We start from the raw sequence: 24,567 nt of genomic DNA, 5'->3' as shown, positions 1-24,567 counted from the left end.
CCGGGTCCGGGGCGGCCCCGGCGGCGGAGCCGCGCCCGGACGGCGCGCCGGGCCCGTCAGTCGAACCAGCGGTCCCGGGCCAGTTCCGCCGTACGCGACGGGTCCTCCAGCAGGGCCGCCACCTCGAAGCGGCGCGGCCACTGGCCCGCCGACCAGGCGAGGCCGGCGGCGACGCCCTCCAGCGTCGACGCGTGGAGCGTGCCGTCGGGGGTGCGGCGCCAGTCGAGCTCCGTGCCGCCCGCGACCAGCTCCTCGTGCTCGACGTACGTCACCGGAGTGGCCGGACCCAGCAGCACGAGCACCGACTCCGGGACCTCGTGCTCCTCGCCGGGCGTGGTCACCTCCGCCGGAACCGTCTCCGAGAGGCGGCGCACCTGGAGCAGGTCCGCGAGATCCGCCGCGCGCGACGGGGGGACCGGCAGCAGCGGCAGCCCCGCTGTCAGCGGCAGCAGGTCCGGGGCGTCCGCGATCACCGCGTCCGCCGCGTCCACCACGAGCACCTCGCCGTCCACCACCGCGCGCAGCTCGTCCGGGAGGGTGACCTGCTCGGGGTCCAGGTCGGCCAGCGCGCCGTACAGGCCGTGCAGCTGGTGGCCGGTGACCTCGCGGTCCGGGTCGGCGAGGCGGCCCAGCAGTTCGGCGGCGCCGCCGGGCTCGTCCAGCAGGGCCGCCACGGAGGTCCGTACGCCCAGCGCCCGCAGAACCTGCTCGTCCTCGAAGCCCGTGGCGTCCGCCGAGGTGTAGAGGCCCGCCAGCAGCGGGTCGCCGCCCGCCGCGCGCAGGCCCGCCGGGCGGCGGCCGTCGAGCACCGGGTGGTCGCGCAGCCACCAGGCCGTGTACGGGCGCACCGACTGCGTGGTGCCGTCCGGCAGCAGGATCCGCACGGGCTGGGTCAGCGCGTCGCGCAGCGGCGGCTGCGCGAGCAGGGCCAGCGCCTGCGGCCAGCAGTCGTCGTCGACGAGGTCGAGGTCCCGGACGGCGACCAGCTCGGTCGCCACCGGCGGGACCGGCAGCTCCGGCAGCTGGTCCAGGACGTCCTCGCACCACACGTCCACCGCGTCCAGCAGGCCCGCGTCGTCGGGCTCGGCGAAGTCGCCCTCGCGCGGTTCCAGCTCGTCCGGGTCGAGGACCACGTCGGTGGCACGGACCAGCTGGAAGGTGGCCAGGACCCCGCACGCGGTGAGCGGGCCCGCGCCCCACCGCTCGGCGAGGTCCGCGTCCACGTACGGGACCTCGTCCTCGCGGATCACCGAGGCCAGCGGGCTGCCCGGCAGCAGGAGCTCGCCCGCCGGGACCAGTTCCCCGTCCTCGTCCGGCAGGGCCAGTGCGCCGAGCCAGGGCTCGTCGCCCGGCGCCAGATCGGCGTCCCGGACCAGCCCCAGGACCACCTCGGCCAGCTCGTCGGCGTCCAGGGTGTCGGCGTCCTCGTCCCAGATCTCCCCCGCGTCGAGGGAGGCGGCGACGGCCGCCCGCACCTGCGGGGTCGTCAGGACCGCGCGGGCCGTGGCCGGGAGGGCGCCGAGCTTCTCCAGCAGCGGGTGCGCCGCGTCCGGATGCGCCACCTTCAGCCCCAGCCGGGCCAGGCTCGTCGGCGTGTCCGCGCCGGGCAGCAGGATGTGCCGGGGGCCGATCGACGTACGGCCGTCGGCGAGCGGCACGGGCAGCCCGGACAGCCGGTCGGGGTCCACCCCGGCGAGGCTGTCGTAGAGCCGGTGCCACCACTCGGGGGTCCGCTCGATCCCCGCGATCCGCTCGATGGCGTCGCCCAGCGGCAGCCGGCCCACCCCCAGGGTGCGCAGCTCGGCCCGGCGCTCCAGGCCGGCCGGCAGCAGCGTCGGCAGGACCTCGGCGAGGACGCGTACGGTGTCGGCGCCCGCGCCCTCCACCACCTCGGCCTCGAAGGGGCGCAGGGCATTGCGCTCCTCCGCGTGCTCGGGCGGAGCGGCCGGCGCGAGGAACGCCGTACGGGGCAGCCGCTGGAGGACGGCCGCGCGCAGGGCCCCGTCCAGCTCGCCCTTGCCGAGCGGGCCGGGCACCAGGTCCACCAGGGCGGTCGTCACCGGGTCCCAGGCGCCGAGGAGTTCGGCGTACGCGTCGGCCGCGCGCTCCACGAGGAAGTCGAGCAGCGGACCCGGCGCGGGGTGCCGGCGGGTGGTGTCCAGCGGCAGGGTCGCGATGAGCAGCGCCGGGATGCCCAGCGGCTCGTCGGTGGGGGTCGGCGCGTGCACCACCGGGGCGGTCACCGGGCGCACCGGGGCGCCGTCGGAGTCGACGGGCACGGCCCAGGACACCGCCCAGGTGGGCCGCAGCCGCTCCTCGACGGGCCGGTCGGCGAGCAGCTCCCGCTCGATGGGGCCGCCGTGCCGGACGGTGCGCCAGCGGTGGGTGACCGTACCGGAGGCGGTGGTGTCCTCGATGACCGTGTACGGGCCCTCGTCGCGCCGGTACAGGGTGCGCGTGCCGTCCGCCGGGGTCTCCACGACGACCTCGCGCAGACCGGGCAGCGTGAGCAGCAGGGCATCGTCGACGCCCGCCAGCAGCCGCTCCACCAGGCCCTCGGCGGCGGCGTCGCGCAGCGGGAGGACCACGACCGTGTCGTAGCCGTCGGGGGCGGTGCCCTCGGCGGGCAGCGGGAGGCGCAGCAGCGGAACGTGCCCGTCACGGCGGCGCAGTTCGTCACCGAGCCCCGGGCTGCCGACGGCGGCGCCCCGAGCCAGTTCACGGGCCTCGGGCAGCGACCAGCGCACACCGCCGTGCCGGCCCAGCACCGCCGGTTCGTCGGAGACCGCCAGGACGGCCGCGAAGCCGACGCCGAACCGGCCCACGCTGTCGCCGGACGGTTCCCGCTTGGCGGAGGCGCGCAGGGTGCTCAGCGACTCCACGCCCGTCGCGTCCAGCGGGGCACCGGTGTTGGCGACCGCCAGCAGCGCGTGCCCGCCCTCGCCCTCGTGCAGGGTGAGCCGGAGCCGGCCCGGCACCTTGGCCCGGGCCGCGGCGTCGGCGGCGTTCTGCGCCAACTCGATGACGAGCCGGTCCCGGTAGCCACCGAGCGCGAGGTCCTCCTCGGCGTTGGCGTCCTCGCGGAACCGGGCCGGGCCCGCACCCCACGCGTCGAGCACCCCGCGCCGCAGCCGGGCCGTGCCGAAGGGGTCCACACCGCTCTGGGCCGCCGTCACTCGCACGCTCACGCCGCTGCCTCCAAGAATCGCCGCCGGAGCCCTGAAGGTACCGCGTACGGGAGAACGCCCACGCCGGTGGCCCACGGGTTTCCGGGGAACGCCGAAGCCCCCGGCGAACGCAGGTCACCGGGGGCTTCGCGTCGTACCGGACGGGCGATGGTCAGAGCTTCTCGATCACGTGGTCGATGCAGGCCGTCAGCGCCTGCACGTCCGCCGGGTCGATCGCCGGGAACATCGCGATACGGAGCTGGTTGCGGCCGAGCTTGCGGTACGGCTCGGTGTCCACGATCCCGTTGGCGCGCAGCACCTTGGCGACCGCCGCCGCGTCGATCTCGTCCGAGAAGTCGATCGTGCCGATGACGGACGAGCGCTTGTCGGCGTCCACGACGAACGGCGTCGCGTACTTGGACGCCTCCGCCCAGCCGTACAGGTTGCGCGCGCTGGCCGCCGTACGGCCCGTGGTGAACTCCAGACCACCCTGGCTGTTCATCCACCGCAGCTGCTGGTCCAGCAGGAACAGGGTCGACAGCGCCGGGGTGTTGTACGTCTGGTTCTTCAGCGAGTTGTCGATCGCCGTCGGCAGCGAGAAGAACTCCGGGATGTGCCGGCTGCCGGACGCGTGCACACGGGCGGCGCGCTCCAGGGCGGCCGGGGAGAACGCGGCCAGCCACAGGCCGCCGTCCGAGGCGAAGGACTTCTGCGGCGCGAAGTAGTAGACGTCCGTCTCGGTGATGTCCACCGGCAGACCACCGGCGCCCGAGGTCGCGTCCACCAGAACGAGGGACCCGGCGTCGGCGCCCGCGACGCGCTTGATCGGCGCCGCCACACCCGTCGAGGTCTCGTTGTGCGTGTACGCGTACACGTCCACGCCCGCCTCGGCCACCGGCTCCGGGTGCGTACCCGGCTCCGAGGAGATCACGGACGGCGCGTCCAGCCACGGCGCGAGCTTCGCGGCCGTGGCGAACTTCGAGGAGAACTCGCCGAAGGTGAGGTGCTGGGACTTCTGCTCGATCAGACCGGCGGTCGCGATGTCCCAGAAGGCGGTGGAGCCGCCGTTGCCCAGGATCACCTCGTACCCCTCGGGGAGGGAGAAGAGGTCCCGGAGGCCCTGGCGCACCGAGCCGACCAGGTTCTTGACCGGGGCCTGGCGGTGTGAGGTTCCGAGCAGGGAGGTACCGGTGGCGGCGAGGGCGTCCAGCGCCTCGGTCCGCACCTTGGAGGGGCCCGCGCCGAAGCGTCCGTCGGCGGGCTTGATGTCAGCGGGAATCTGGATCTCAGCCACGAGCGGAGCGTATCGGGTCCCGGTCCGCGCCTCGGAAGCGCGTCCACCCGATGAGACGGCTCCGGCCGGTGGGAGGGTGGGGCCGTGACGTCACCCGGTGAACTCGAACGGACATTGCGGGAGAACCTGCGCGGGGAGATCGACTTCGGCGCTGCCGCACGCGCCCTGACCACCATGGACGCCTCGAACTACCGGCGTGTCCCGGTGGGCGTGGTCGCCCCGCGCGACGCGGACGACGTGGCGGCCGCCCTCACCGTGTGCGCCGAGGCCGGGGTCCCGGTCCTCCCGCGCGGCGGCGGGACCTCCATCGCCGGCCAGGCCACCGGCGTCGGCGTGGTCCTCGACCTCACCCGCCACATGAACACGCTCGTGTCGGTGGACCCGGAAGCCCGGACGGCCGTCGTCCACCCCGGGCTGGTCCTGGACCGACTGCGCGACGCGGTGCGCCCCTACGGGCTGACCTTCGGACCTGACCCCTCCACCCACTCCCGCTGCACCCTCGGCGGCATGATCGGCAACAACGCCTGCGGGGCCCACTCGGTCGCCTGGGGCACCACCGCCGACAACGTGACCGAACTGGCCGTGACGACCTACGGGGGCACCTCCCACCGCATCGGCACCGGCTGGGCGGGCGCCCCCGACGGCCTGCGAGAGCTGATCACCGGACACCTCGGACCACTGCGCACCGGCATGCCGCCCGGCTTCTCCCGGCGGATCTCCGGCTACGGCGGCCTCGACGCGCTGCTGCCCGAGCACGGGGTGCAGGTGGCGCGGGCGTTCTGCGGCAGCGAAGGCACGCTCGGGGTGGTGACCGAGGCGGTCGTCCGCCTCGTGGAGACACCCCGGGCGCCGGTCCTCGCGGTGCTCGGATACGCCGACGAGAGCGCGGCCGCCGAAGCGGCGGCCGGGCTGCTGCCCCACGGGCCACTCACGGTGGAAGGGATGGCCCAGGACCTGGTGGGCGACGCCGCCGCGCGACTGCCCCGGGGCGGTGCGTGGCTGTTCGTGGAGATGCCGGACGAGGGCGCGGCCCGCGCCCTGCTGCGAGCCGCCGACGCCGTGGACCGGGCACTCGTCACCGATCCGGCCGAACAACGGGCCCTGTGGCGGATCCGCGAGGACGCGGCGGGCACCGCGACCCGGATGCCGGACGGCGGCATGGCCTGGCCGGGGTGGGAGGACTGCGCGGTACCGCCCGCCCGGCTGGGCGCCTACCTGCGGGAATTCCGGGCGCTGCTGGCTGCGCACGGGCTGCGCGGATCCCCGTACGGGCACTTCGGCGAGGGCTGCGTCCACGTACGGATCGACTTCGACCTGGTGTCGGCGCCGGGCATCGCCCGCTTCCGGACCTTCTCCGAGGAACTGGCCGACCTCGTCGTCGCGCACGGCGGATCCCTGTCGGGCGAGCACGGCGACGGCCAGGCCCGCGCGGAACTCCTGCCCAAGATGTACGGGCCGGACCTGATCCGGCTCTTCGGTGCCTACAAGGACGTGTGGGACCCGGCGGGCGGCATGAACCCGGGGACCCTGGTCAGGCCGGCACGACTCGACGAGAACCTACGCTTCGCGGTGCTGCCCGCCACCCCGTTCGCGGGCGAGATCGCCCGCTGCGTCGGCGTCGCGAAATGCCGGACCACCGACCCCGGCGGCGCCTCGGTGATGTGCCCCTCCTACCGGGTCACGGGCGAGGAACGGCACTCCACCCGCGGCCGGGCCAGGCTGCTGCACGAGATGCTCGCCGGGGAGATCGTCACGGACGGTTGGCGTTCGACGGAGGTCGCCGAGGCGCTGGACCTGTGCCTGGCCTGCAAGGGCTGCCGCAGCGACTGCCCGGTGGGCGTGGACATGGCGACGTACAAGGCGGAGTTCCTGCACCACCACTGGGCGGGCCGGATCCGCCCGCTGTCCCACTACACCCTGGGCGGCCTACCGGACCGGCTCCGCCTGATCGCCCGCCTCCGGGCGGCGGGGGCCGTCAACGCCCTGGCCCGACGCGTCCCCGTACCGGGACTGGACCGGGAGCGGGGCGGCCGACTGCCGGAACTGGCCAGCGAACCCTTCACGCGGTGGTGGGCACGACAGCCGGGCGCGGCCAAGGGGGCGAAGGGGGCGTCGGGGCCGGACAGGGCGTCGGGGCCCGGGGGAGCGGTCACCCTCTGGCCGGACACCTTCACCCAGTACCTGAACCCCGCGGCCGGCCGGGCGGCCACCCAGGTGCTCCGCGCGGCGGGGCTGAGCGTCGAGGTACCCACCGCCGGCCGGGTGTGCTGCGGTCTCACCTACGTCTCCACGGGCCGTCTCGACCGCGCCCGCACCGTCCTGCGCCGGACCCTGGACACACTGGGCGAGCCGGCAGGACCCGTCGTCGTCCTGGAACCGAGCTGCGCCGCGGCCCTCCGCGCCGACCTGCCCGCGCTGCTCCCCGACGACCCCCGCGCGGCCCGCCTCGCAGGGGCGGTACGGACCTTCGCCGAGACCTTGGAGGAGTACGCCCCGGCCTGGCGGCCGCCGCACCTGGACCGGAAGGTGGTCGGCCAGACCCACTGCCACCAGCACGCGGTGCTCGGGGACGGCCCCGATCGCAGACTGCGCGAGCGGGCCGGCCTGACCGGCGAACTCAGCGGGGGCTGCTGCGGCCTCGCCGGGAACTTCGGCTTCGAACCCGGGCACCACGAGGTGTCGGTGGCCTGCGCGGAGGAACAGCTGCTCCCGGCCCTGCGCGCGGCCCCGCCGGACGCCCTGATCCAGGCGGACGGATTCTCGTGCCGCACGCAGATCGCCCAGCTGGGCGGGGCCCGGGCCCGGCACCTGGCGGAACTCCTCGCGGAAGGGTTGTGACCGCCAGTCGCAAGGGCAGACAGTGGTAAGGAAGGACATACGGCAACACCCCTTACTTCCCCTTAGGCTGGAGAGATGCCCGCACCTTCCTCTTCGTCCTCCCCGGCGGCCTCGCCGGCCGTCGCCGCAACGGCGGCGGACCCGTCGCCCACCCAGGGCTCCGGTTCCGCTTCCGGCTCCGGCCTCCGGTCCGGCCTCGGTCCCGTCGCGCTGGTGATATCGGCGGGGATCTCGGTGCAGTTCGGCGCCGCCCTCGCGGTCATGATCATGCCGAGGGCGGGCGCGGCCGGCGTGGTCACCCTGCGCCTCGCGGCCGCCGCGATCGTGCTGCTGCTCCTGTGCCGCCCGAAGGTGCGCGGCTACTCCCGCGCCGACTGGGGCACGGTGCTCGCCTTCGGCGTCGCCATGGCCGGCATGAACGGCCTCTTCTACCAGTCCATCGACCGGATCCCGCTCGGCCCGGCCGTCACCCTGGAGGTCCTCGGACCGCTCGCCCTCTCCGTCATCGTCTCCCGACGCCTGGTCAACGTCCTGTGGGCGGGCCTCGCGCTCGGCGGCGTCGTCCTGCTGTCCGGGCACGGCGGGGGCGGACTCGGCTTCGGCTCCCTCGACCCGCTGGGCGCGGCCTTCGCGCTCGGGGCGGGCGCGATGTGGGCGGCGTACATCGTGTTCAGCGCGCGTACCGGCCGCCGCTTCCCGCAGGCGGACGGGCTCGCCCTGGCCATGGCGGTGGCCGCGGTCATCTCGCTGCCGCTGGGCATCGCCGAAGCGGGCTCGGACCTGCTGGTCCCGAGCACCCTGGCCCTCGGCCTGGGCGTGGCCGTCCTGTCCTCCGTCCTGCCGTACACGCTGGAACTGCTCGCGCTGCGACGGATGCCGGCCCCGACCTTCGCGATCCTGATGAGCCTGGAGCCGGCCATCGCCGCCACGGCGGGCTTCCTCGTCCTGAACCAGGCCATGTCCGCGCTGGACGCCCTGGCCATCGCCCTCGTGATCGCGGCCAGCATGGGCGCGGTCCGCTCGCAGATCCGGAGGAAGGCCGCCTGATGGATGTCGCCACCTACCTGGCCGAGGTCCCCGACGCCCGCCGCGAGGCCCTGGTCCGCCTGCGCGAGCTGTGCCTCCAGGAGCTGACCGGGTTCGAGGAGCAGATCGCGTACGGGATGCCGGTGTACGTACGGGCGGGCGAGACGGCCGGCGAGATCGCCTGGGCGAACCAGAAGCAGTACATCTCCTTCTACCTGATGCGCACGGACGTCCGGGAAGCCTTCGCGGACCGCCTGGCCCCCCACGACATGGGCAAAGCCTGCCTCCGCTTCCGCAACCCCACCACAATCGACTTCACCCTCCTCCGAGACCTCCTCAGAGCGACGGCGGGGTCGGGTCCGGGCCCGGGGAAGGTCTGCTGAGGGGGGCTTCGAGGTCGGGAACTGCTGGGGCGGTATCGGGCAGGTGGGGCGGGGTGAGGGTGGCGGGAGCCACTCGATCCGCCTCAGGGTGGGCGCGACGCCCCTCAGTGCAGGATCAGGCCGCCGACCGGGACTGTGGCTGCGTGGCCCGTTGCCGGGCGGGTGTGGGCCAGGGTGAGGCCGATGTCGACCAGCGAGGAACGCAGGAGTGCGGTCACCTCGGCGATCGGGGTCCAGACCGACTCGACGACCGCACCGTTCGGCTCCGGCCGGAGTTCGCCGCCGGTGATGCGGACCTCGTAGAAGATGCCGATGTTCTGGTGGTCCGGGCCGCCGGGGACGGTGCGTTCGGCGGCGGGGATCAGTCGGGAGTCCACGCCCAGCAGGCGATCGACCACGGCGTCGCAGCCGGTCTCCTCGGCGACCTCGCGGATCACCGCGTCGAACGGGTCCTCCCCGTGCTCGACCCTGCCGCCCGGAAGGGACCAGGTGCTGTCGCCCTCGGGCGAGACGTGGCGGGCGAGCAACACCCGGCCGTCCTCGATGCACACGGCGTACGCCGCCATTCGGAAGCTCATGCCCCTCACCTTCCGCCGACTCCCGCCCCGCGTCCAGAGCCCGCCCGGCCGCCCGGCCCCGGAGGGCCGGACGGGCGGGCCGGCAGGGCTACGGAGTCAGCCGAGCGGTAGGTCCAGGTAGGACGGGGTGGCCTCCGGGGAGGTGAACGCCAGGCTCGCGCGCGGCAGGTTGGCGTCGCCGTAGAACGGGTCGCGGGCGTCGATCACCAACATCAACCGGTTGCCGCGCGGCACGTCGTAGGCCGTGGCCTGGAGGTCGATGTCCGCGCTGATCAGGCTGTCGGGCGGGGAGTCGAGGTCGGTGTACGGGGCGTGCGTGATGATGTGGGCCGCGCCGTCGGGTGCCGTGTCGAGGAGGTACGCGACGAAGGTGGATCCGGGGTTCGCCGCCCGGTACGTCACGCGCAGCCGCGGTATGCCGCGCAGCCGGGTGATCTCGGCGGCCGGTTCCGCGGTCCATACGGCGGCGACGGTGCGGTCGATGTCCTGGGTGCGGTAGATCTTCGGGCGGCCGGCGATCTCCGCGTACCCGGACCGCACCACCTGATCGGCGACGGTCGCGGGGGTGTCCATCCCGCACAGCACGATCGACGTCCAGCCGGCCTGCGGCTCCTCGCCGAGCTCGCCGTCGTCCGCCAGGTGCAGTCGTTCCAGGCGTTCGGTGAGGGAGGGCCAGGTCGGGCGGGGTTCGAGGGTCTTGCTCCACATGATCTCGCCGAGCACCTGCCCCTCGGCGTCGATGCCGTTGTCGATGTCCTTGAGGTGGTGGTCGAGCCAGCGGTGGGCGTCCGTCCAGATCCGGTTGGGCAGGCCGAGCATGCCGGTCATCTCGGGGCCGGAGTGGTCGCCGATGGAGACGGCGAGACGTTTGGGACCGGTCAGTTCGTTGAACATCTTCAGCGTCTGGTTGGGCGGGAAGAGCGTCTCGTGCCAGGCGTGCGAGAAGAAGGCGGGCACCTGGCGGCGGTTGAGCTCCTTGATGTGGGTGAAGGGGGAGCGGGTCTCCGCCCAGCGCAGGGTGCCCTGGACGTCGCGGTTGGCGAGGACGTTGTCGAAGACGCTCTGCGTCTGCGGGCTCAGCCGGGCCTTCGCGGCCGCGTCGAGCAGGGCCCGTACGGCCGCGATGTGCCGGGTGGAGTTCTCGTAGAAGGCCTCGCCGAGGTCGCCCCAGGTGCTGAGCGCGACCACGGCGTCGACGCGGGTGTCGTGCGCGGCGACGAGCTGGCTGATCCCGGAGCCGTACGAGTCCCCGAGGAAGCCGATCTTCGTCACCGGGCCGGTGCTGCGCTCGATGAGGTGGTCCAGGGCCCGGCTGCCGTCGGCGACGTCGAGCGGGCCCGCCACGTCGACCTGGCCCTCGGAGCCGGCGAAGCCGCGGGCGGAGTAGGCGAGGACGTTGTAGCCGCGGGCGGCGAAGAGGGAGGCCTGGACGGCGTACGGGAGCCAGCCGAGGTCGGTCCACGGCGAGGGCATGACGATCGCGGGGCGCGGCTGGGTGCCGGTGTGCCGCCAGAGCGCGGCGTCGAGGAGGTCCCCGTCGGCGCCGGTCACCTTGCCGCGGGTGAAGACGGCGACCGAGCGGACCTCGGCGATCTCGGCGGCGCGGGCGGGGGCGAGGCCGGTGACGTCGCCGCTCTCCAGGGCGGTGACGAAGGCGGTCAGGGCGGTCGTGTCGAGTTCGGGGTAGAGGGAGATGGGGGTGCGGGCGGCTGGAGTCACGTCAGTCCATCCTCTTCGTCGTCTTCTTCGTCTTCGTCGAGTGCGTCGAATGAGTCGGGTGAGCCGAGTGCGTCGAGTGACACGAACGTGGGTGCGCCCGCCCGGGCCCGGAGCGGAGCGTTCAGTATCGACGGGACATCCGGTGACGTATCGCGAGTTTCCGGCTTACGGCCTGAATCGCCCCCGCTGCTCCCGCAGGCCGCCGCGCAGCGGGACCTGCGGCCGCCGGGCCGTGCGGCAACTGCCTTTCGGATGCGGTGGTTTGGCTCGGGTGGCGGGAAGGCGTCGCCACTCGAGAAAATCATGCAAGCATGCTTGATTGTTTTGTCGGGTGCTGCCAGTCTTCCCCTCACGCCGAGAAGGGGAGCGCACCGTGCCCGATCCGTCCGCCGCCGACGCAGCCGTCGCCGTCTTCGCCGATCTGCGTGAGGAGGGTCGCGAACTCGATTCCCTGGTGGGGGAGTTGACCGACCCGGACTGGGGCAGAGCCACCCCCGCGCCCGGCTGGACCATCGCCCACCAGATCGCCCACCTGCACTGGACCGACCTGGCCTCGCTCCTCTCCCTCACCGACGCCACCGGCTTCGGCGGGATGGTCGAGGAAGCCCTCAAGTCACCCGACACCTTCGTCGACGAGGGCGCCCGCGAGGGCGCCCAGTTGCCTCCCGCCGAGCTGCTCGCCCGCTGGCGCACCACGCGCGCCGCCCTCGACGAGGCGCTCGCCGCGGCCTCGCCCGACACCCGCTTCCCCTGGTACGGGCCGCCGATGAAGGCCGCCTCGATGGCCAGTGCGCGGATGATGGAGACCTGGGCCCACGGCCAGGACGTGGCCGACGCGCTCGGCGTGCGCCGCACCCCGACCGCGCGGCTGCGGCACGTGGCGCGGATCGGCGTACGGGCCCGCGACTACGCCTACGCCGTCCACGGACTGCCCGCGCCCGCCGAGGAGTTCCGGGTGGAGCTGACGGCCCCCGACGGCGCGCGGGTGTGGGCGTACGGCCCGCCGGACGCCCCGCAGCGGATCACCGGCCCGGCGCTCGACTTCTGCCTTCTGGTGACCCAGCGGGCCCACCGCGCCGACCTGGCCCTGACCGCGACCGGCCCCGACGCGGACCACTGGCTGGACATCGCCCAGGCCTTCGCCGGCCCCGCGGGAGCCGGCCGCGAGCCGGGGGCCGCGCGATGACCCGGCGCCCGCTCGTCATCGGCAACGCCTCCGGCTTCTACGGGGACCGCTCGGGCGCCCTGCGCGAGATGCTCACCGGTGGCCCGCTGGACGTCCTCACCGGCGACTACCTGGCCGAGCTGACCATGCTGATCCTGGGCCGCGACCGCCTGAAGAACCCGGACCTCGGATACGCCAAGACCTTCCTGCGCCAGCTGGAGGAGGGGCTCGGGCTCGCGCACGAGCGCGGCGTACGGATCGTCGCGAACGCCGGCGGCCTGAACCCGGCCGGACTCGCCGACGCCGTACGGACCCTGGCGGCGAAGGTGGGCGTACCGGTGCGGGTCGCGCACGTCGAGGGCGACGACCTCACCGCGCGCGTGGACGGCGCGCTGACGGCCAACGCCTACCTGGGGGGCGCCGGGATCACGGCCTGCCTGCGGGCGGGCGCCGACGTGGTGGTGACCGGCCGGGTCACGGACGCGGCGCTGGTCAGCGGCCCGGCCGCCTGGTGGTTCGACTGGGCCCCCGACGACCACGACCGACTGGCGGGGGCGGTGACCGCCGGCCACGTCCTGGAATGCGGCACCCAGGCCACCGGCGGCAACTACTCCTTCTTCGCCCGCCACGACATCCGCCGCCCCGGCTTCCCACTGGCGGAGATCTCCGAGGACGGCTCCGCGGTCATCACCAAACACCCCGGTACGGGCGGCGCCGTCACCACCGGCACCGTCACCGCCCAACTCCTCTACGAGACCCAGGGCGTGCGGTACCTCGGCCCGGACGTGACCACCCGCCTGGACACCGTCCGGCTGACCGACGAGGGCGCCGACCGGGTACGCGTCACGGGAGTGCGCGGCGAGGCCCCGCCGGCCTCGCTGAAAGTCGGCGTCACACGGATCGGAGGCTGGCGCAACGAGATCGTCTTCGTCCTGACCGGCCTCGACATCGAAGCGAAGGCGCGTCTCGTCCGGACCCAACTCACCGAAGTGTTGGAGGGCGTGGCCGACACCACGTGGACCCTGGCTCGTACCGACCACGAGGACGCCGACACGCAGGAGACGGCCTCCGCCCTGCTGCGGCTGGTGGTCCGCGACCCGTCCCCCGACCGGGTGGGCCGCACCCTGACCTCGACGGCGATCGAACTGGCCCTCGGCAGCTACCCGGGCTTCCACGTCACCGCCCCACCCGGCCCGGCCCAGCCCTACGGCGTCTTCACCTCGATCCTGATCCCGTCGGACGAGGTCCCCCACACCGCGGTCCTCCCGGACGGCACCCGCGTACGAGTCCCCCCGCCGGAGCCCCCCGCATCTCCGGCCCCGCCGGCGGAGCCTGCCGCATTGCCGGCCCCGCCGGCGTTCGAGGCGCGGGGGTCCGGGGGCGGAGCCCCCGAAGGGGTCGGGGGCGCAGCCCCCGCCGGGTCCGGGGCGGAGCCCCGGAAGACCGTCCGCGCGCCCCTCGGGGCCGTGGCCGGCGCCCGCAGCGGCGACAAGGGCGGGGACGCCAACGTCGGCGTCTGGGTCGAGACCGACCCCGCCTGGCAGTGGCTGCTCCACACCCTCACCGTGGCCGCCTTCCAGGCCCTGCTCCCCGAGACCGCGCGGCACACCGTGGACCGCCACGTCCTGCCCCACCTGCGCGCCCTCAACTTCACCGTCACCGGCATCCTCGGCGACGGCGTCGCCTCCGGCCACCGCTTCGACCCCCAGGCCAAGGCCCTCGGCGAATGGCTCCGCGCTCGCCACCTCGACATCCCCGTCGCACTCCTCCCGGCCCCGGAGGCCACCTCATGACCCGCCTCGGCACCACCGTCGACCCGCACGCCCCCGATCACGCGCAGGCCCGTACCGCGGCCCTGGAACGCCTCGCCGCCCTCGACGCCGAGCACGCCAAGGCCCTGGAGGGCGGCGGGGACAAGTACACGGCCCGGCACAAGAAGCGCGGCAAGCTCCTGGCGCGCGAGCGCGTCGAACTGCTCCTCGACCCCGACACCCCGTTCCTGGAACTGTCCCCGCTCGCCGCCTGGGGCAGCGACCACCCCGTCGGCGCCTCCATGGTCACCGGCATCGGCACCGTCGAGGGCGTCGAGTGCCTGATCACCGCCAACGACCCCACCGTCCGCGGCGGCGCCTCCAACCCGTGGACGCTGAAGAAGGCGCTGCGCGCCAACGAGATCGCCCGGCAGAACCGCCTGCCCGTCATCAGCCTCGTGGAGTCCGGCGGCGCCGACCTGCCCTCCCAGAAGGAGATCTTCATCCCGGGCGGCGCGATCTTCCGCGACCTCACCCGGCTCTCGGCCGAGGGCATCCCGACCGTCGCCGTCGTCTTCGGCAACTCCACCGCCGGAGGCGCGTACATCCCCGGCATGTCCGACCACACCATCATGATCAAGGACCGTTCCAAGGTGTTCCTCGGCGGTCCGCCCCTGGTCAAGATGGCCACCGGCGAGGAGAGCGACGACGAGTCCCTCGGCGGCGCCGACATGCACGCCCGCACCTCCGGACTCGCCGACCACTACGCCCTCGACGAGTACGACGCCATCCGCCAGGCCCGCCGCGTCGTCGCCCGCCTGAACCACCGCAAGCCGCACCAGGACCCGCCCAAGGCCGAGGAACCCCTCCACGACCCCGAGGAACTCCTCGGCATCGTCCCGCCCGACCTCAAGACCCCCTTCGACCCGCGCGAGGTCATCGCCCGGATCGTCGACGCCTCCGACTTCGACGAGTTCAAGCCCCTCTACGGCCCCAGCCTCGTCACCGGATGGGCCACCCTGCACGGCTACCCGGTCGGCATCCTCGCCAACGCGCAGGGCGTGCTCTTCAGCGCCGAGTCCCAGAAAGCCGCCCAGTTCATCCAGCTCGCCAACCAGCGCGACATCCCCCTCCTCTTCCTCCACAACACCACCGGCTACATGGTCGGCAAGGAGTACGAGCAGGGCGGCATCATCAAACACGGCGCGATGATGATCAACGCGGTCTCCAACTCCCGCGTCCCGCACCTCTCCGTCCTCATCGGCGCGAGCTACGGCGCCGGCCACTACGGCATGTGCGGCCGCGCCTACGAGCCCCGCTTCCTCTTCGCCTGGCCCAGCGCCAAATCCGCCGTCATGGGCCCCCAGCAACTGGCCGGAGTGCTCTCCATCGTGTCCCGCCAGTCCGCCGCCGCCAAGGGACTCCCCTACGACGAGGAGGCCGACGCCGGCATGCGCGCCTTCGTCGAAGCGCAGATCGAATCCGAATCACTCCCCATGTTCCTGTCCGGGCGGCTGTACGACGACGGCGTCATCGACCCGCGCGACACCCGTACCGTCCTCGGCCTGTGCCTGTCGGCCGTCCACAACGCCCCCGTCGAGGGCGCCCGTGGCGGCTTCGGCGTCTTCCGGATGTGAGCCCGCACATGACGAACCTGACCTCCCTCCTCGTCGCCAACCGCGGTGAGATCGCCGTCCGGATCTTCCGCACCGCCCGTGCCCTGGGCCTGGCCACCGTCGCCGTCCACTCCGACCCCGACGCCGACGCCCTGCACGTCCGCGACGCCGACGCGGCCGTACGCCTGCCCGGCGCCGCCCCCGCCGACACCTACCTGCGCGGCGACCTGATCATCAAGGCCGCCCTCGCCGCCGGCGCCGACGCCGTGCACCCCGGCTACGGCTTCCTCTCCGAGAACGCCGACTTCGCCCGCGAGGTCCTGGCCGCCGGACTGACCTGGATCGGCCCACCCCCCGACGCCATCGAGGCCATGGCCTCCAAGACCCGGGCCAAGGAACTGATGCGCGCCGCGGGGGTACCGCTCCTCGACCCCGTCGACCCGGCCACCGCCACCCCCGCCGACCTGCCCCTCCTCCTCAAGGCCGCCGCCGGCGGAGGCGGCCGCGGCATGCGCGTGGTCCGCGACCTCGACCAGCTCAAGGAGGCCCTCGACGCGGCCTCCGCCGAGGCCCGCTCCGCCTTCGGCGACGGCGAGGTCTTCGCCGAGCCCTACGTGGAACGCGGCCGCCACGTCGAGGTCCAGATCCTCGCCGACACCCACGGCACCGTCTGGGCACTCGGCACCCGCGACTGCTCCCTCCAGCGCCGCCACCAGAAGGTCATCGAGGAAGCCCCCGCACCGGGCCTGCCCGAATCCCTCCGGGAGACCCTGCACACCGCGGCCGTCGCCGCCGCCCGCGCGGTCTCCTACGAAGGCGCCGGCACCGTCGAGTTCCTCGTCACCGCCGACGGACGCCCGTACTTCCTGGAGATGAACACCCGCCTCCAGGTCGAACACCCCGTCACCGAAGCCGTCTTCGACCTCGACCTCGTCGCCCTCCAACTACGCGTCGCCGAGCGCGCGGCCCTACCCCCCACGCCCCCGCAACCCACCGGCCACGCCGTCGAGGCCCGCCTCTACGCCGAGGACCCCGCCCAGGACTGGCGCCCGCAGACCGGCGCCCTGCACACCCTCGCCATCCCCGGCACCGTCCGCGTCGACACCGGCTTCACCGCCGGCGACACCGTCGGCATCCACTACGACCCCATGCTCGCCAAGGTCGTCGCCCACGCCCCCACCCGCGCCGAGGCCGTACGCGCCCTCGCCACCGCCCTCGCCGGAGCCCGCATCCACGGGCTCACCACCAACCGCGACCTCCTCGTACGGTCCCTGCGACACCCGGAGTTCGCCGCCGGACAGCTCGACACCGGCTTCTACGACCGCCACCTCGACACCCTCACCGGCGACACCCCCGACCCCACCCCCGCGGCCCTCGCCGCCGCCCTCGCCGAAGCATCCCCCGGCCCGGACGCCCCCCTCGCCACCCGCCTCGGCGGCTGGCGCAACGTCCGCTCCCGGCCGCAGACCCGCCGCTACACCACGGCCGGCACCGAGGTCGAGGTCCAGTACCACCCCGTGAACCACCCCGGAATCCGGGTCCTGGCCACCACCCCCGCCCTCGTCACCCTCGAAATCGAGGGCATCCGAAGGGCGTTCCACGTGAAACAAAATTCGAACGAGATCTACGTGGACTCCGCCCTCGGCGCCCACACCTTCACCCGCGTCCCCCGCTTCCCGGACCCCCAGGACCGCACGGAACCGGGCTCGCTGCTCGCCCCCATGCCCGGCACCGTCGTCCGCGTCGCCGAGGGCCTCACCCCCGGCACCCCCGTCACCGCAGGCCAACCCCTGCTCTGGCTGGAGGCCATGAAGATGGAACACCGCATCCTCGCTCCCGCCTCCGGCACGCTCACCGCGCTCCACGTCGCCACCGGCCAACAGGTCGAGTTCGGCGCCCTGCTCGCCGTAGTCCAGGAGGAACCGCAGTCATGAGCCCCACCATCGAGTCCACCGAACACAAGGCCCTGCGCACCGCCGTCGCCGCCCTCGGACAGCGCTACGGCCGCGAGTACCTCGCGCGCGTCGCCCGCGAGGGCGGCCACCCCGACGAACTGTGGGCCGACGCCGCGAAGCTCGGCTACCTCGGGGTCAACCTCCCCGATGAGTACGGCGGCGGAGGCGGCGGCATCGCCGAACTCTCCATCGTCCTGGAAGAACTCGGAGCCGCCGGCTGCCCCCTCCTCATGATGGTCGTCTCGCCCGCCATCTGCGGCACGGTCATCGCCCGCTTCGGCACGGACGACCAGAAGCAGGCCTGGCTGCCCGGCCTCGCCGACGGCAGCCGCACCATGGCCTTCGGCATCACCGAACCCGACGCCGGATCCAACTCCCACCGCATCACCACCACGGCCCGCCGCGACGGCGACGACTGGATCCTCACCGGCCGCAAGGTCTTCATCTCCGGCGTCGACATCGCCGACGCCACCCTCATCGTCGGCCGCACCGAAGACGCCCGCACCGGCAGCCTCAAGCCCTGCCTGTTCATCGTGCCGCGCGACGCCCCCGGCTTCGGCCGCACGGTCATCGACATGGAACTGGCCGCCGCCGAGAAGCAGTTCGAGCTCACCCTCGACGAGGTACGGCTGCCGTCGTCCGCGCTCGTCGGAGACGAGGACGCGGGCCTCCTCCAGCTGTTCGCCGGCCTCAACCCCGAGCGGATCATGACGGCCGCCTTCGCCATCGGAATGGGCCGCCACGCCCTGGCCAAGGCCGTCGACTACGCGAAGACCCGCCAGGTCTGGAAGCAGCCCATCGGCGGCCACCAGGCTGTGGCCCACCCGCTGGCCCAGGCCCACATCGAGCTGGAACTGGCCCGCCTGATGATGCAGAAGGCGGCCCGCCTGTACGACGAGGGGGACGACATGGGGGCGGGCGAGGCGGCGAACATGGCCAAGTACGCCGCCGGGGAGGCCTGCGTCCGCGCGGTGGACCAGGCGGTCCACACCCTCGGCGGCAACGGCCTCACCCGCGAATACGGCCTGGCCTCCCTCATCACCGCCTCCCGCGTGGCCCGCATCGCCCCGGTCAGCCGGGAGATGATCCTGAACTTCATCTCCCACCAAACCCTGGGCCTCCCCAAGTCGTACTGACCGGATCCCCTGCGGGGTGGCTCGGTGGTGTTCAGCTGGATTTTGCCCTTGCCGGGCGGGGCGCCTCAATCGCCGGCGGGGCTGGGTGGTGCGGGGTGGTGCGGGGCCCCGCACGAGGGTCTCCTCGGCTCGGCGCGTGCGGCCACGTCCCGGCAAGACGGCCCGGGTCGCGCCTCGTCCTGCGGGGACCCTCCTGCGTGTCCCCGCCCCACGCCGGGGCTTCGACGGTACGGCCCGAGGGGTGGGGGGACGGGGTGGGGTGTCCCCGCAGGACGAGCGCGCAACCCCGCCCCACAACCGAGACATGCCAGTAAGGCGCGACCCGAGGAGACACCCCGCCCCGGCCCCCCGCCCCGACCCCCACCCGCCACCGAGACACAAGCCCCGCCCATCAAGCCCCGCCGGCGTTTGAGGCGCAGCCCCGGGCGCAGCCCGAGCCGTAGCCCCACACCGCCGAGCGACCCCGCAGGGGAACCGGCCCCGCCGGCGTTTGAGGCGCCCTGCCCGGGCCGCGCCCGGTAGACGGCCCAGGCCGAAGCGAGCCGCGCACCACACGGGCACGTACCCTCCCCGGAGGGGCGAAGTACCCCCATCCGCACACCACTCCGGAGGAGACATGGCCCCACTCGTGCACGCCGCCCAGGCGACCGGCATCGCCACCCTCGCCCTGGACTCCCCGGGCAACCGCAACGCCCTTTCCGCCGACCTCGTCGCAGAACTCCGCACCGCCCTGGCCACCGCGGCCGCGGATCCCGCCGTCCGGGCCCTCGTCCTCACCCACACCGGCAACACCTTCTGCGCCGGCGCCGACCTCAAGTCCCCTTGCGATCCGGCCGACTTCCTCGCCCTGCTCCGCGAGATCGCCGAGCTGCCGAAGCCCGTGGTCGCCCGGGTCACCGGACACGTCCGGGCCGGTGGCCTCGGGCTGCTCGGTGTCTGCGACATCGCCGCCGCCGGACCGCGGTCCTCGTACGCCTTCACCGAGACCCATCTGGGCCTGGCCCCCGCCGTGATCTCCATGCCGCTGCTGCCGCGCCTCGACCCGCGCGCCGCCGCCCGCTACTTCCTCACCGCCGAGGCCTTCGACGCCGCCGAGGCCGCCCGGATCGGGCTGCTCACCCTGCACGGCGAGGACGTGGACGCGGCCCTGGAGCCCGTACTCGCGGGCCTGCGCAAGGCCTCCCCGCAGGGGCTGGCCGCGACCAAGGCGCTGACCTCCGCCGCCGTACGGGAGGCCCTCACCCGTGACGGTTCCCGCCTCACCGAGCTGTCCGCCGGACTCTTCGCCTCCGACGAGGCCCGCGAAGGCATCACCGCCCGCTTCGAGCGCCGGGAACCGTCATGGTCACTGTGACGGGCCCCAAGCAGGCGCGTAGCCGCGTCACCCGCCGCCACCTCCTGGAGGCGGCCGTGTCCTGCCTGGCGGAGCACGGCTGGGCCGGGTCGACCGTCTCGGTCGTCGCCGAACGGGCCGGGGTCTCGCGCGGCGCCGCCCAGCACCATTTCCCGACCCGCGAGGACCTGTTCACCGCGGCCGTCGAGTATGTCGCCGAGGAACGGTCCACCGCCCTGCGCGACCTCTTCCACGCCGGCCCGGCCGCCCGCCCCGTCGTGGTGGAGGCACTGGTCGACCTGTACACCGGCGCCCTCTTCCGGGCCGCGCTCCAGTTGTGGGTGGCCGCTTCCAACGAGGAGCAGCTGCGGCCCCAGGTCACCGAACTGGAGGCCCGGGTGGGCCGCGAGACCCACCGCATCGCCGTCGAGCTGCTGGGCGCGGACGAGTCGGTGCCGGGCGTACGGGAGACGGTGCAGGGCCTGCTGGACATGGCGCGGGGGCTCGGTCTGGCCAATGTGCTCACCGACGACACGGCCCGCCGGGCCCGGGTGGTCGCCCAGTGGTCCCGGATCCTGGACGCGGCCCTCGGCTGAGTCGGCGGGAACGAGAAGGGCGCCGCACCCCGCTCGCGGGATACGGCGCCCTGTACGTGCAGCTGTTACGCGGTCTCGGCGATGTCCGCGTACCCCTCGATCTCCTGCGGGTTGCGCCGGCCCGGCCCGATGTAGCGGGCCGAGGGCCGGACGAGGCGGCCGGTGCGCTTCTGCTCCAGGATGTGCGCCGACCAGCCGGCGGTCCGGGCGCAGCTGAACATCGACGTGAACATGTGCGCCGGAACCTCGGCGAAGTCGAGCATGATCGCGGCCCAGAACTCCACGTTCGTGGCGAGCACGCGGTCCGGGCGGCGCGCGTGCAGCTCTTCCAGCGCGGCCTTCTCCAGTGCGGCGGCGACCTCGTAGCGCGGTGCGTCGAGTTCCTTGGCCGTGCGCCGCAGCACGCGGGCGCGGGGGTCCTCGGCGCGGTAGACGCGGTGCCCGAAGCCCATCAGGCGCTCGCCCTTGTCGAGGGCCTTCTTCACGTAGGCGACGGCGTCGCCGGTGCGTTCGATCTCCTCGATCATGCCGAGGACGCGGGAGGGTGCCCCGCCGTGCAGCGGTCCGGACATGGCGCCGACCGCGCCGGACAGTGCGGCGGCGACGTCCGCGCCGGTCGACGCGATGACCCGTGCGGTGAAGGTGGAGGCGTTCATGCCGTGCTCGGCGGCCGAGGTCCAGTACGCGTCGACGGCCTTGACGTGCCGCGGGTCCGGCTCGCCCCGCCAGCGGATCATGAACCGTTCGACGACGGACTCGGCCTTGTCGATCTCCCGCTGCGGCACCATGGGCAGGCCCTGGCCGCGGGCGGACTGGGCGACGTACGACAGGGCCATGACGGCCGCGCGTGCGAGGTCGTCGCGGGCGGTCTGCACGTCGATGTCCAGCAGCGGTTTCAGACCCCACACGGGGGCGAGCATCGCGAGCGCGGACTGGACGTCGACACGGATGTCACCGGAATGGACCGGGATGGGGAAGGGCTCGGCGGCCGGCAGGCCCGGGTTGAATGCACCGTCGACCAGCAGGCCCCAGACGTTCCCGAAGGAGACGTGGCCGACGAGGTCTTCGATGTCGACGCCCCGGTAGCGGAGCGACCCGCCTTCCTTGTCGGGCTCGGCGATCTCCGTCTCGAACGCGACGACCCCTTCGAGCCCGGGTACGAAGTCGGACATCAGGCGGCTCCTCAGATAGTGCGAACACGCGCGGCTCCCGGCGTGACTCGCGGTCCGGCGCGGTCATCCCCGTTGATGCCCGGCACGGCCGTCGGTCACCCGCTCGGGGACCTACGGACCGGCCCCAAGATTTTGGCCGTTCCGCCCCGACTGCGGAAGCGTGACATACGGCACACCGTCACCGGTCCGGCTGCGGCAGGATGGCGAGCGTGACCGATCAGGACATTGACCCCGCCATGATGCGCAAGCAGTACCGCTCGGAGATCGTCGACGAGGGGAGTCTCGCCGAGAATCCGATGGACCAGTTCGCCCTCTGGTTCCAGCAGGCCGCCGACTCGCACCTCTTCGAACCGAACGCGATGGTCGTATCGACGGCCACGCCCGACGGGCGGCCCAGTTCACGGACGGTGCTGATGAAGCAGTTCGACGGCCGGGGCTTCGTCTTCTTCACCAACTACGCCTCCCGCAAGGGCCGCGAAGTGGCCGAGAACCCGCACGTCGCGCTGCTCTTCCCGTGGCATCCGATCGCCCGCCAGGTGATCGTCACCGGTACGGCGGCCCGGATCGGCCGCGACGAGACGGCGGCGTACTTCCGTTCCCGCCCGCACGGCTCCCAGCTGGGTGCCTGGGCGAGCGAGCAGTCCAGCGTGATCGGATCGCGTGCGGAGCTGGACCGGCGCTACACCGAGCTGGAGGCCCGCTACCCGGAGGGCGAGCAGGTGCCGGTGCCGCCGGAGTGGGGCGGCCTGCGGGTGGTCCCGGAGGCGGTGGAGTTCTGGCAGGGCCACGAGAACCGCCTGCACGACCGCCTGCGCTATGTCCTGGACGGGGACAAGTGGCACGTGGAGCGGCTCTGCCCATAGGGCCGGCGGGAAACGCAGACGACCCGCGGGCTCGGGTTTCTCTCCTGCAGTGAGAGAAGCCGGCCGGACGTACCGGCGAGCCCGCGGGTCGGGTGACTGCTTGGGATTGGCGCCGGGCGATTCCGCCGGGCACCGCACTGGGTGCGCTACTGACGACGGGCCCTAGCCCGCAGCCACCTCACGCGTCCGGTTTCCGTACATTTCGGGAACCACCTCCCTTCCTGTGTAAGTCAGAGCCTAGGCAGGCTCGCCGACGGTCACAAGCGTTTTATTTCTCGATCATCGCGAGCGAGGATGCCGCCACGATGCCCGCGTCCCGGAGCCGCAGCTGGGGGCCGGACGCCGTCACGTACGCCTACCGCACCGAAGGTCGGCGCGTCCTGCTGCTGTGCGTGGACGACGAGGAGCTCCCGGCTCTGGAGCCGGAGCTCGCCTTCCTGCGGGCGCCCCTGGCGCGGCAGCGGAGCACCGGCCACGAGGTCCTCGGCAACGGCTTCCGACAGGATTTCCCGCCCCCAATCCGTCGAAAGCGGTGTGGGGTGCGTCACGTTCCAGTTCAATGATCTGACGTGCCGCACACGCGAACACCTGCGGGGGGTGCCAGGTGAGTGCTTACGGACGTGACGAGACCGCCGACGATCTGCTCGCGGCGCTGTTGGACGGGATGGACGCCGCCTTGTGCGCGTTCGACTCCGACGGCGTGATCACCCACTGGAACCGGGAGGCCGAGCGGATCCTCGGGTGGACCGCCGCCGAGGCCGTGGGGCGCAAGGGGTTCGAGGGGTGGGCGGTGCGGGCCGCCGACGCGCATGACGTCCAGGAACGGCTGATGTCCGCCCAGCACGTGCCCGGCCGGCAGGTGCACGAGTTCGCGCTCCTGACCAAGGACGGCGGGCGCGTCCTCGTACGGACCCAGTCCGCCGGGGTGCCGGGCGCGGACGGGAAGCCCGCCGGCGTGTACTGCGCCTTCAGCGAGGTGCACGCCCAGATCGACCTGGAACGCTCCATCGCGCTGAGCGAGGCCCTGATGGAGGACGCCTCGTGGGGTGTGGTCCTGGTCGATGTCGACCTGCGGCCCGCCGTCGTCAACGCGCACGCCGCACGGGCCTTCGGGACCGGCCGCACCGCACTGCTCGGGCGGCCCCTGGGGGAACTGCTGACCCAGGGCGTCGAGGAGCTGGAGGGCGCGCTCCAGCACGTGCTCGCAGAGGGGGCCCCGCCCGCCCCGGTGGAGATGTGGGTGTCGGTGCGCACGCCGGAGGGGGTGCGGCGCAGGTGCTGGCGGTGCGGGTTCCTGCGGCTGGCCTCGCCGCTCGCGGAGGAGCCGGTGCCGTTGGGCGTCGGCTGGCTGTTCCAGGACGTCACCGAGGCCCGGCAGGAGCAACTGGACACCGCGCAGCTGCGGTTCCGTTCGCACCAGCTCCACCGTGCGGGGCGGGCCGCCGCCGAGTGTGAGGACCCGGCCGAGGCGGCCGCCGTCCGCCTGGACTTCGCCCTCGCCGGCTTCGCCGAGCACGCGCTGCTGGACGTACTGGACCCCACGGCCGACCCCGAGCGGCACAGGCTCGTACGGTCCGCGGCGTCGCCGCCGGCGCTGCCGGGCCCCGGGTCGATCCCCGTCGGGTACGTGGCCGGGCACCCGGCGCTGCAGGCCCTGGACCGGATCGGTTCGGTGCGCACCAGCGCCCCGCGGGGGGAGGCGGACGCTGAGTGGGCGCGCCTGCGCCGGTGGCCCGAGGGCGCCGCGCATGTGCTGTGCACGGTGCTGCGCAGTCGGGGGCGGACGCTGGGGGTGCTGACGTTCCTGCGCGGGCCCTCGCGGGTGGCCTTCGAGCGTCCGGACGCGGCGTACGCGGAGGAGGTCGCGGCCCGGGTCGCGGCCGACCTGGACCTGGCGGCGGGTCCGGGTGGCCGCCACCCGGAGGGCACGGACTGAGGGGCCGACGGGCCGACTGGCCGTCGGGCCGGGGGCGGC

General features: G+C 73.7%; 18 protein-coding genes. 13 read left to right on the top strand and 5 right to left on the bottom strand.

Translation table 11 applies throughout. From position 1 onward, the window contains the following. Nucleotides 1-56: 56 nt before the first annotated feature. Nucleotides 57-3,188: a sacsin N-terminal ATP-binding-like domain-containing protein gene (locus tag OG624_RS18540; RefSeq protein ID WP_033223691.1), complete on the bottom strand. Its 3,132-nt coding sequence runs from the start codon at nt 3,186-3,188 to the stop codon at nt 57-59. A gap of 151 nt (nt 3,189-3,339) precedes the next feature. After that, on the bottom strand, nt 3,340-4,461 hold the full coding sequence (serC, locus tag OG624_RS18535; RefSeq protein ID WP_033223692.1) for a phosphoserine transaminase: 1,122 nt from the start codon (nt 4,459-4,461) through the stop codon (nt 3,340-3,342). A gap of 84 nt (nt 4,462-4,545) precedes the next feature. Here serC and OG624_RS18530 point away from each other — a divergent pair, with 84 nt between their 5' ends. The 3 genes from OG624_RS18530 (at nt 4,546) to OG624_RS18520 (ending at nt 8,708) form a co-directional block, all read left to right on the top strand. Beyond that, a complete protein-coding gene (locus OG624_RS18530) occupies nt 4,546-7,299 on the top strand; it encodes an FAD-binding and (Fe-S)-binding domain-containing protein (RefSeq protein WP_371639608.1) in 2,754 nt (917 codons plus the stop codon). A 75-nt stretch (nt 7,300-7,374) separates the two neighbouring features. Beyond that, nucleotides 7,375-8,346, top strand: coding sequence for an EamA family transporter (locus OG624_RS18525; protein WP_371587945.1), 972 nt, complete (start codon nt 7,375-7,377; stop codon nt 8,344-8,346). Continuing rightward, complete coding sequence (locus OG624_RS18520; protein ID WP_033223695.1) at nt 8,346-8,708, top strand: DUF1801 domain-containing protein; 363 nt, start codon at nt 8,346-8,348, stop codon at nt 8,706-8,708. The genes OG624_RS18525 and OG624_RS18520 overlap by 1 nt, the downstream gene beginning before the upstream one ends. 104 nt (nt 8,709-8,812) lie before the next feature. Here the strand turns inward: OG624_RS18520 and OG624_RS18515 are convergent, their stop codons facing one another. Both OG624_RS18515 and OG624_RS18510 read right to left on the bottom strand, forming a co-directional pair. Continuing rightward, a complete protein-coding gene (locus OG624_RS18515) occupies nt 8,813-9,286 on the bottom strand; it encodes an NUDIX hydrolase (protein ID WP_033223696.1) in 474 nt (157 codons plus the stop codon). 96 nt (nt 9,287-9,382) lie between these two features. Beyond that, on the bottom strand, nt 9,383-11,005 hold the full coding sequence (locus OG624_RS18510; RefSeq protein WP_371587944.1) for an alpha/beta fold hydrolase: 1,623 nt from the start codon (nt 11,003-11,005) through the stop codon (nt 9,383-9,385). A 373-nt stretch (nt 11,006-11,378) separates the two neighbouring features. Here OG624_RS18510 and OG624_RS18505 point away from each other — a divergent pair, with 373 nt between their 5' ends. From OG624_RS18505 to OG624_RS18475, 7 genes are all read left to right on the top strand, one after another. Further along, nucleotides 11,379-12,191, top strand: coding sequence for a TIGR03084 family metal-binding protein (locus OG624_RS18505; RefSeq protein WP_371639607.1), 813 nt, complete (start codon nt 11,379-11,381; stop codon nt 12,189-12,191). After that, complete coding sequence (locus OG624_RS18500; protein WP_371639606.1) at nt 12,188-13,963, top strand: acyclic terpene utilization AtuA family protein; 1,776 nt, start codon at nt 12,188-12,190, stop codon at nt 13,961-13,963. The genes OG624_RS18505 and OG624_RS18500 overlap by 4 nt, the downstream gene beginning before the upstream one ends. After that, complete coding sequence (locus OG624_RS18495) at nt 13,960-15,558, top strand: acyl-CoA carboxylase subunit beta (RefSeq protein WP_161293888.1); 1,599 nt, start codon at nt 13,960-13,962, stop codon at nt 15,556-15,558. The genes OG624_RS18500 and OG624_RS18495 overlap by 4 nt, the downstream gene beginning before the upstream one ends. A gap of 8 nt (nt 15,559-15,566) precedes the next feature. Continuing rightward, nucleotides 15,567-17,471: an acetyl/propionyl/methylcrotonyl-CoA carboxylase subunit alpha gene (locus OG624_RS18490; RefSeq protein ID WP_371639605.1), complete on the top strand. Its 1,905-nt coding sequence runs from the start codon at nt 15,567-15,569 to the stop codon at nt 17,469-17,471. Next, nucleotides 17,468-18,628: an acyl-CoA dehydrogenase family protein gene (locus tag OG624_RS18485; RefSeq protein WP_266442156.1), complete on the top strand. Its 1,161-nt coding sequence runs from the start codon at nt 17,468-17,470 to the stop codon at nt 18,626-18,628. The genes OG624_RS18490 and OG624_RS18485 overlap by 4 nt, the downstream gene beginning before the upstream one ends. A gap of 616 nt (nt 18,629-19,244) precedes the next feature. Continuing rightward, entirely contained in the window at nt 19,245-19,982 is a 738-nt protein-coding gene (locus tag OG624_RS18480; protein ID WP_033223701.1) for an enoyl-CoA hydratase family protein, read from the top strand. Further along, nucleotides 19,970-20,557 carry a TetR/AcrR family transcriptional regulator gene (locus OG624_RS18475; protein ID WP_033223702.1) on the top strand — a complete coding sequence of 196 codons (588 nt, stop codon included), beginning with the start codon at nt 19,970-19,972 and terminating at the stop codon, nt 20,555-20,557. The genes OG624_RS18480 and OG624_RS18475 overlap by 13 nt, the downstream gene beginning before the upstream one ends. Before the next feature lie 65 nt (nt 20,558-20,622). Here the strand turns inward: OG624_RS18475 and OG624_RS18470 are convergent, their stop codons facing one another. Continuing rightward, entirely contained in the window at nt 20,623-21,729 is a 1,107-nt protein-coding gene (locus OG624_RS18470) for a citrate synthase 2 (RefSeq protein WP_030009579.1), read from the bottom strand. Between the two features lie 200 nt (nt 21,730-21,929). On the opposite strand from OG624_RS18470, the gene pdxH reads away from it, so the two are divergent. The 3 genes from pdxH to OG624_RS18455 all read left to right on the top strand — a co-directional run bounded on the left by pdxH (nt 21,930) and on the right by OG624_RS18455 (nt 24,528). Next, complete coding sequence (gene pdxH, locus OG624_RS18465) at nt 21,930-22,592, top strand: pyridoxamine 5'-phosphate oxidase (RefSeq protein WP_078909480.1); 663 nt, start codon at nt 21,930-21,932, stop codon at nt 22,590-22,592. A gap of 305 nt (nt 22,593-22,897) precedes the next feature. After that, nucleotides 22,898-23,155 (top strand): hypothetical protein, encoded by a 258-nt coding sequence (locus OG624_RS18460; RefSeq protein ID WP_371639604.1) that lies wholly within the window; start codon nt 22,898-22,900, stop codon nt 23,153-23,155. Nucleotides 23,156-23,256: 101 nt separating this feature from the next. Further along, nucleotides 23,257-24,528, top strand: a complete 1,272-nt coding sequence (locus OG624_RS18455) for a PAS domain-containing protein (protein WP_371589827.1) — start codon at nt 23,257-23,259, stop codon at nt 24,526-24,528. Nucleotides 24,529-24,567: the final 39 nt, after the last annotated feature.

Origin of the sequence: Streptomyces virginiae, from assembly GCF_041432505.1 — a bacterium.
In the GTDB taxonomy this organism is placed as follows: Bacteria; Actinomycetota; Actinomycetes; order Streptomycetales; family Streptomycetaceae; genus Streptomyces; species Streptomyces virginiae_A.
This window is presented reverse-complemented; position numbering and strand designations above follow the sequence as displayed.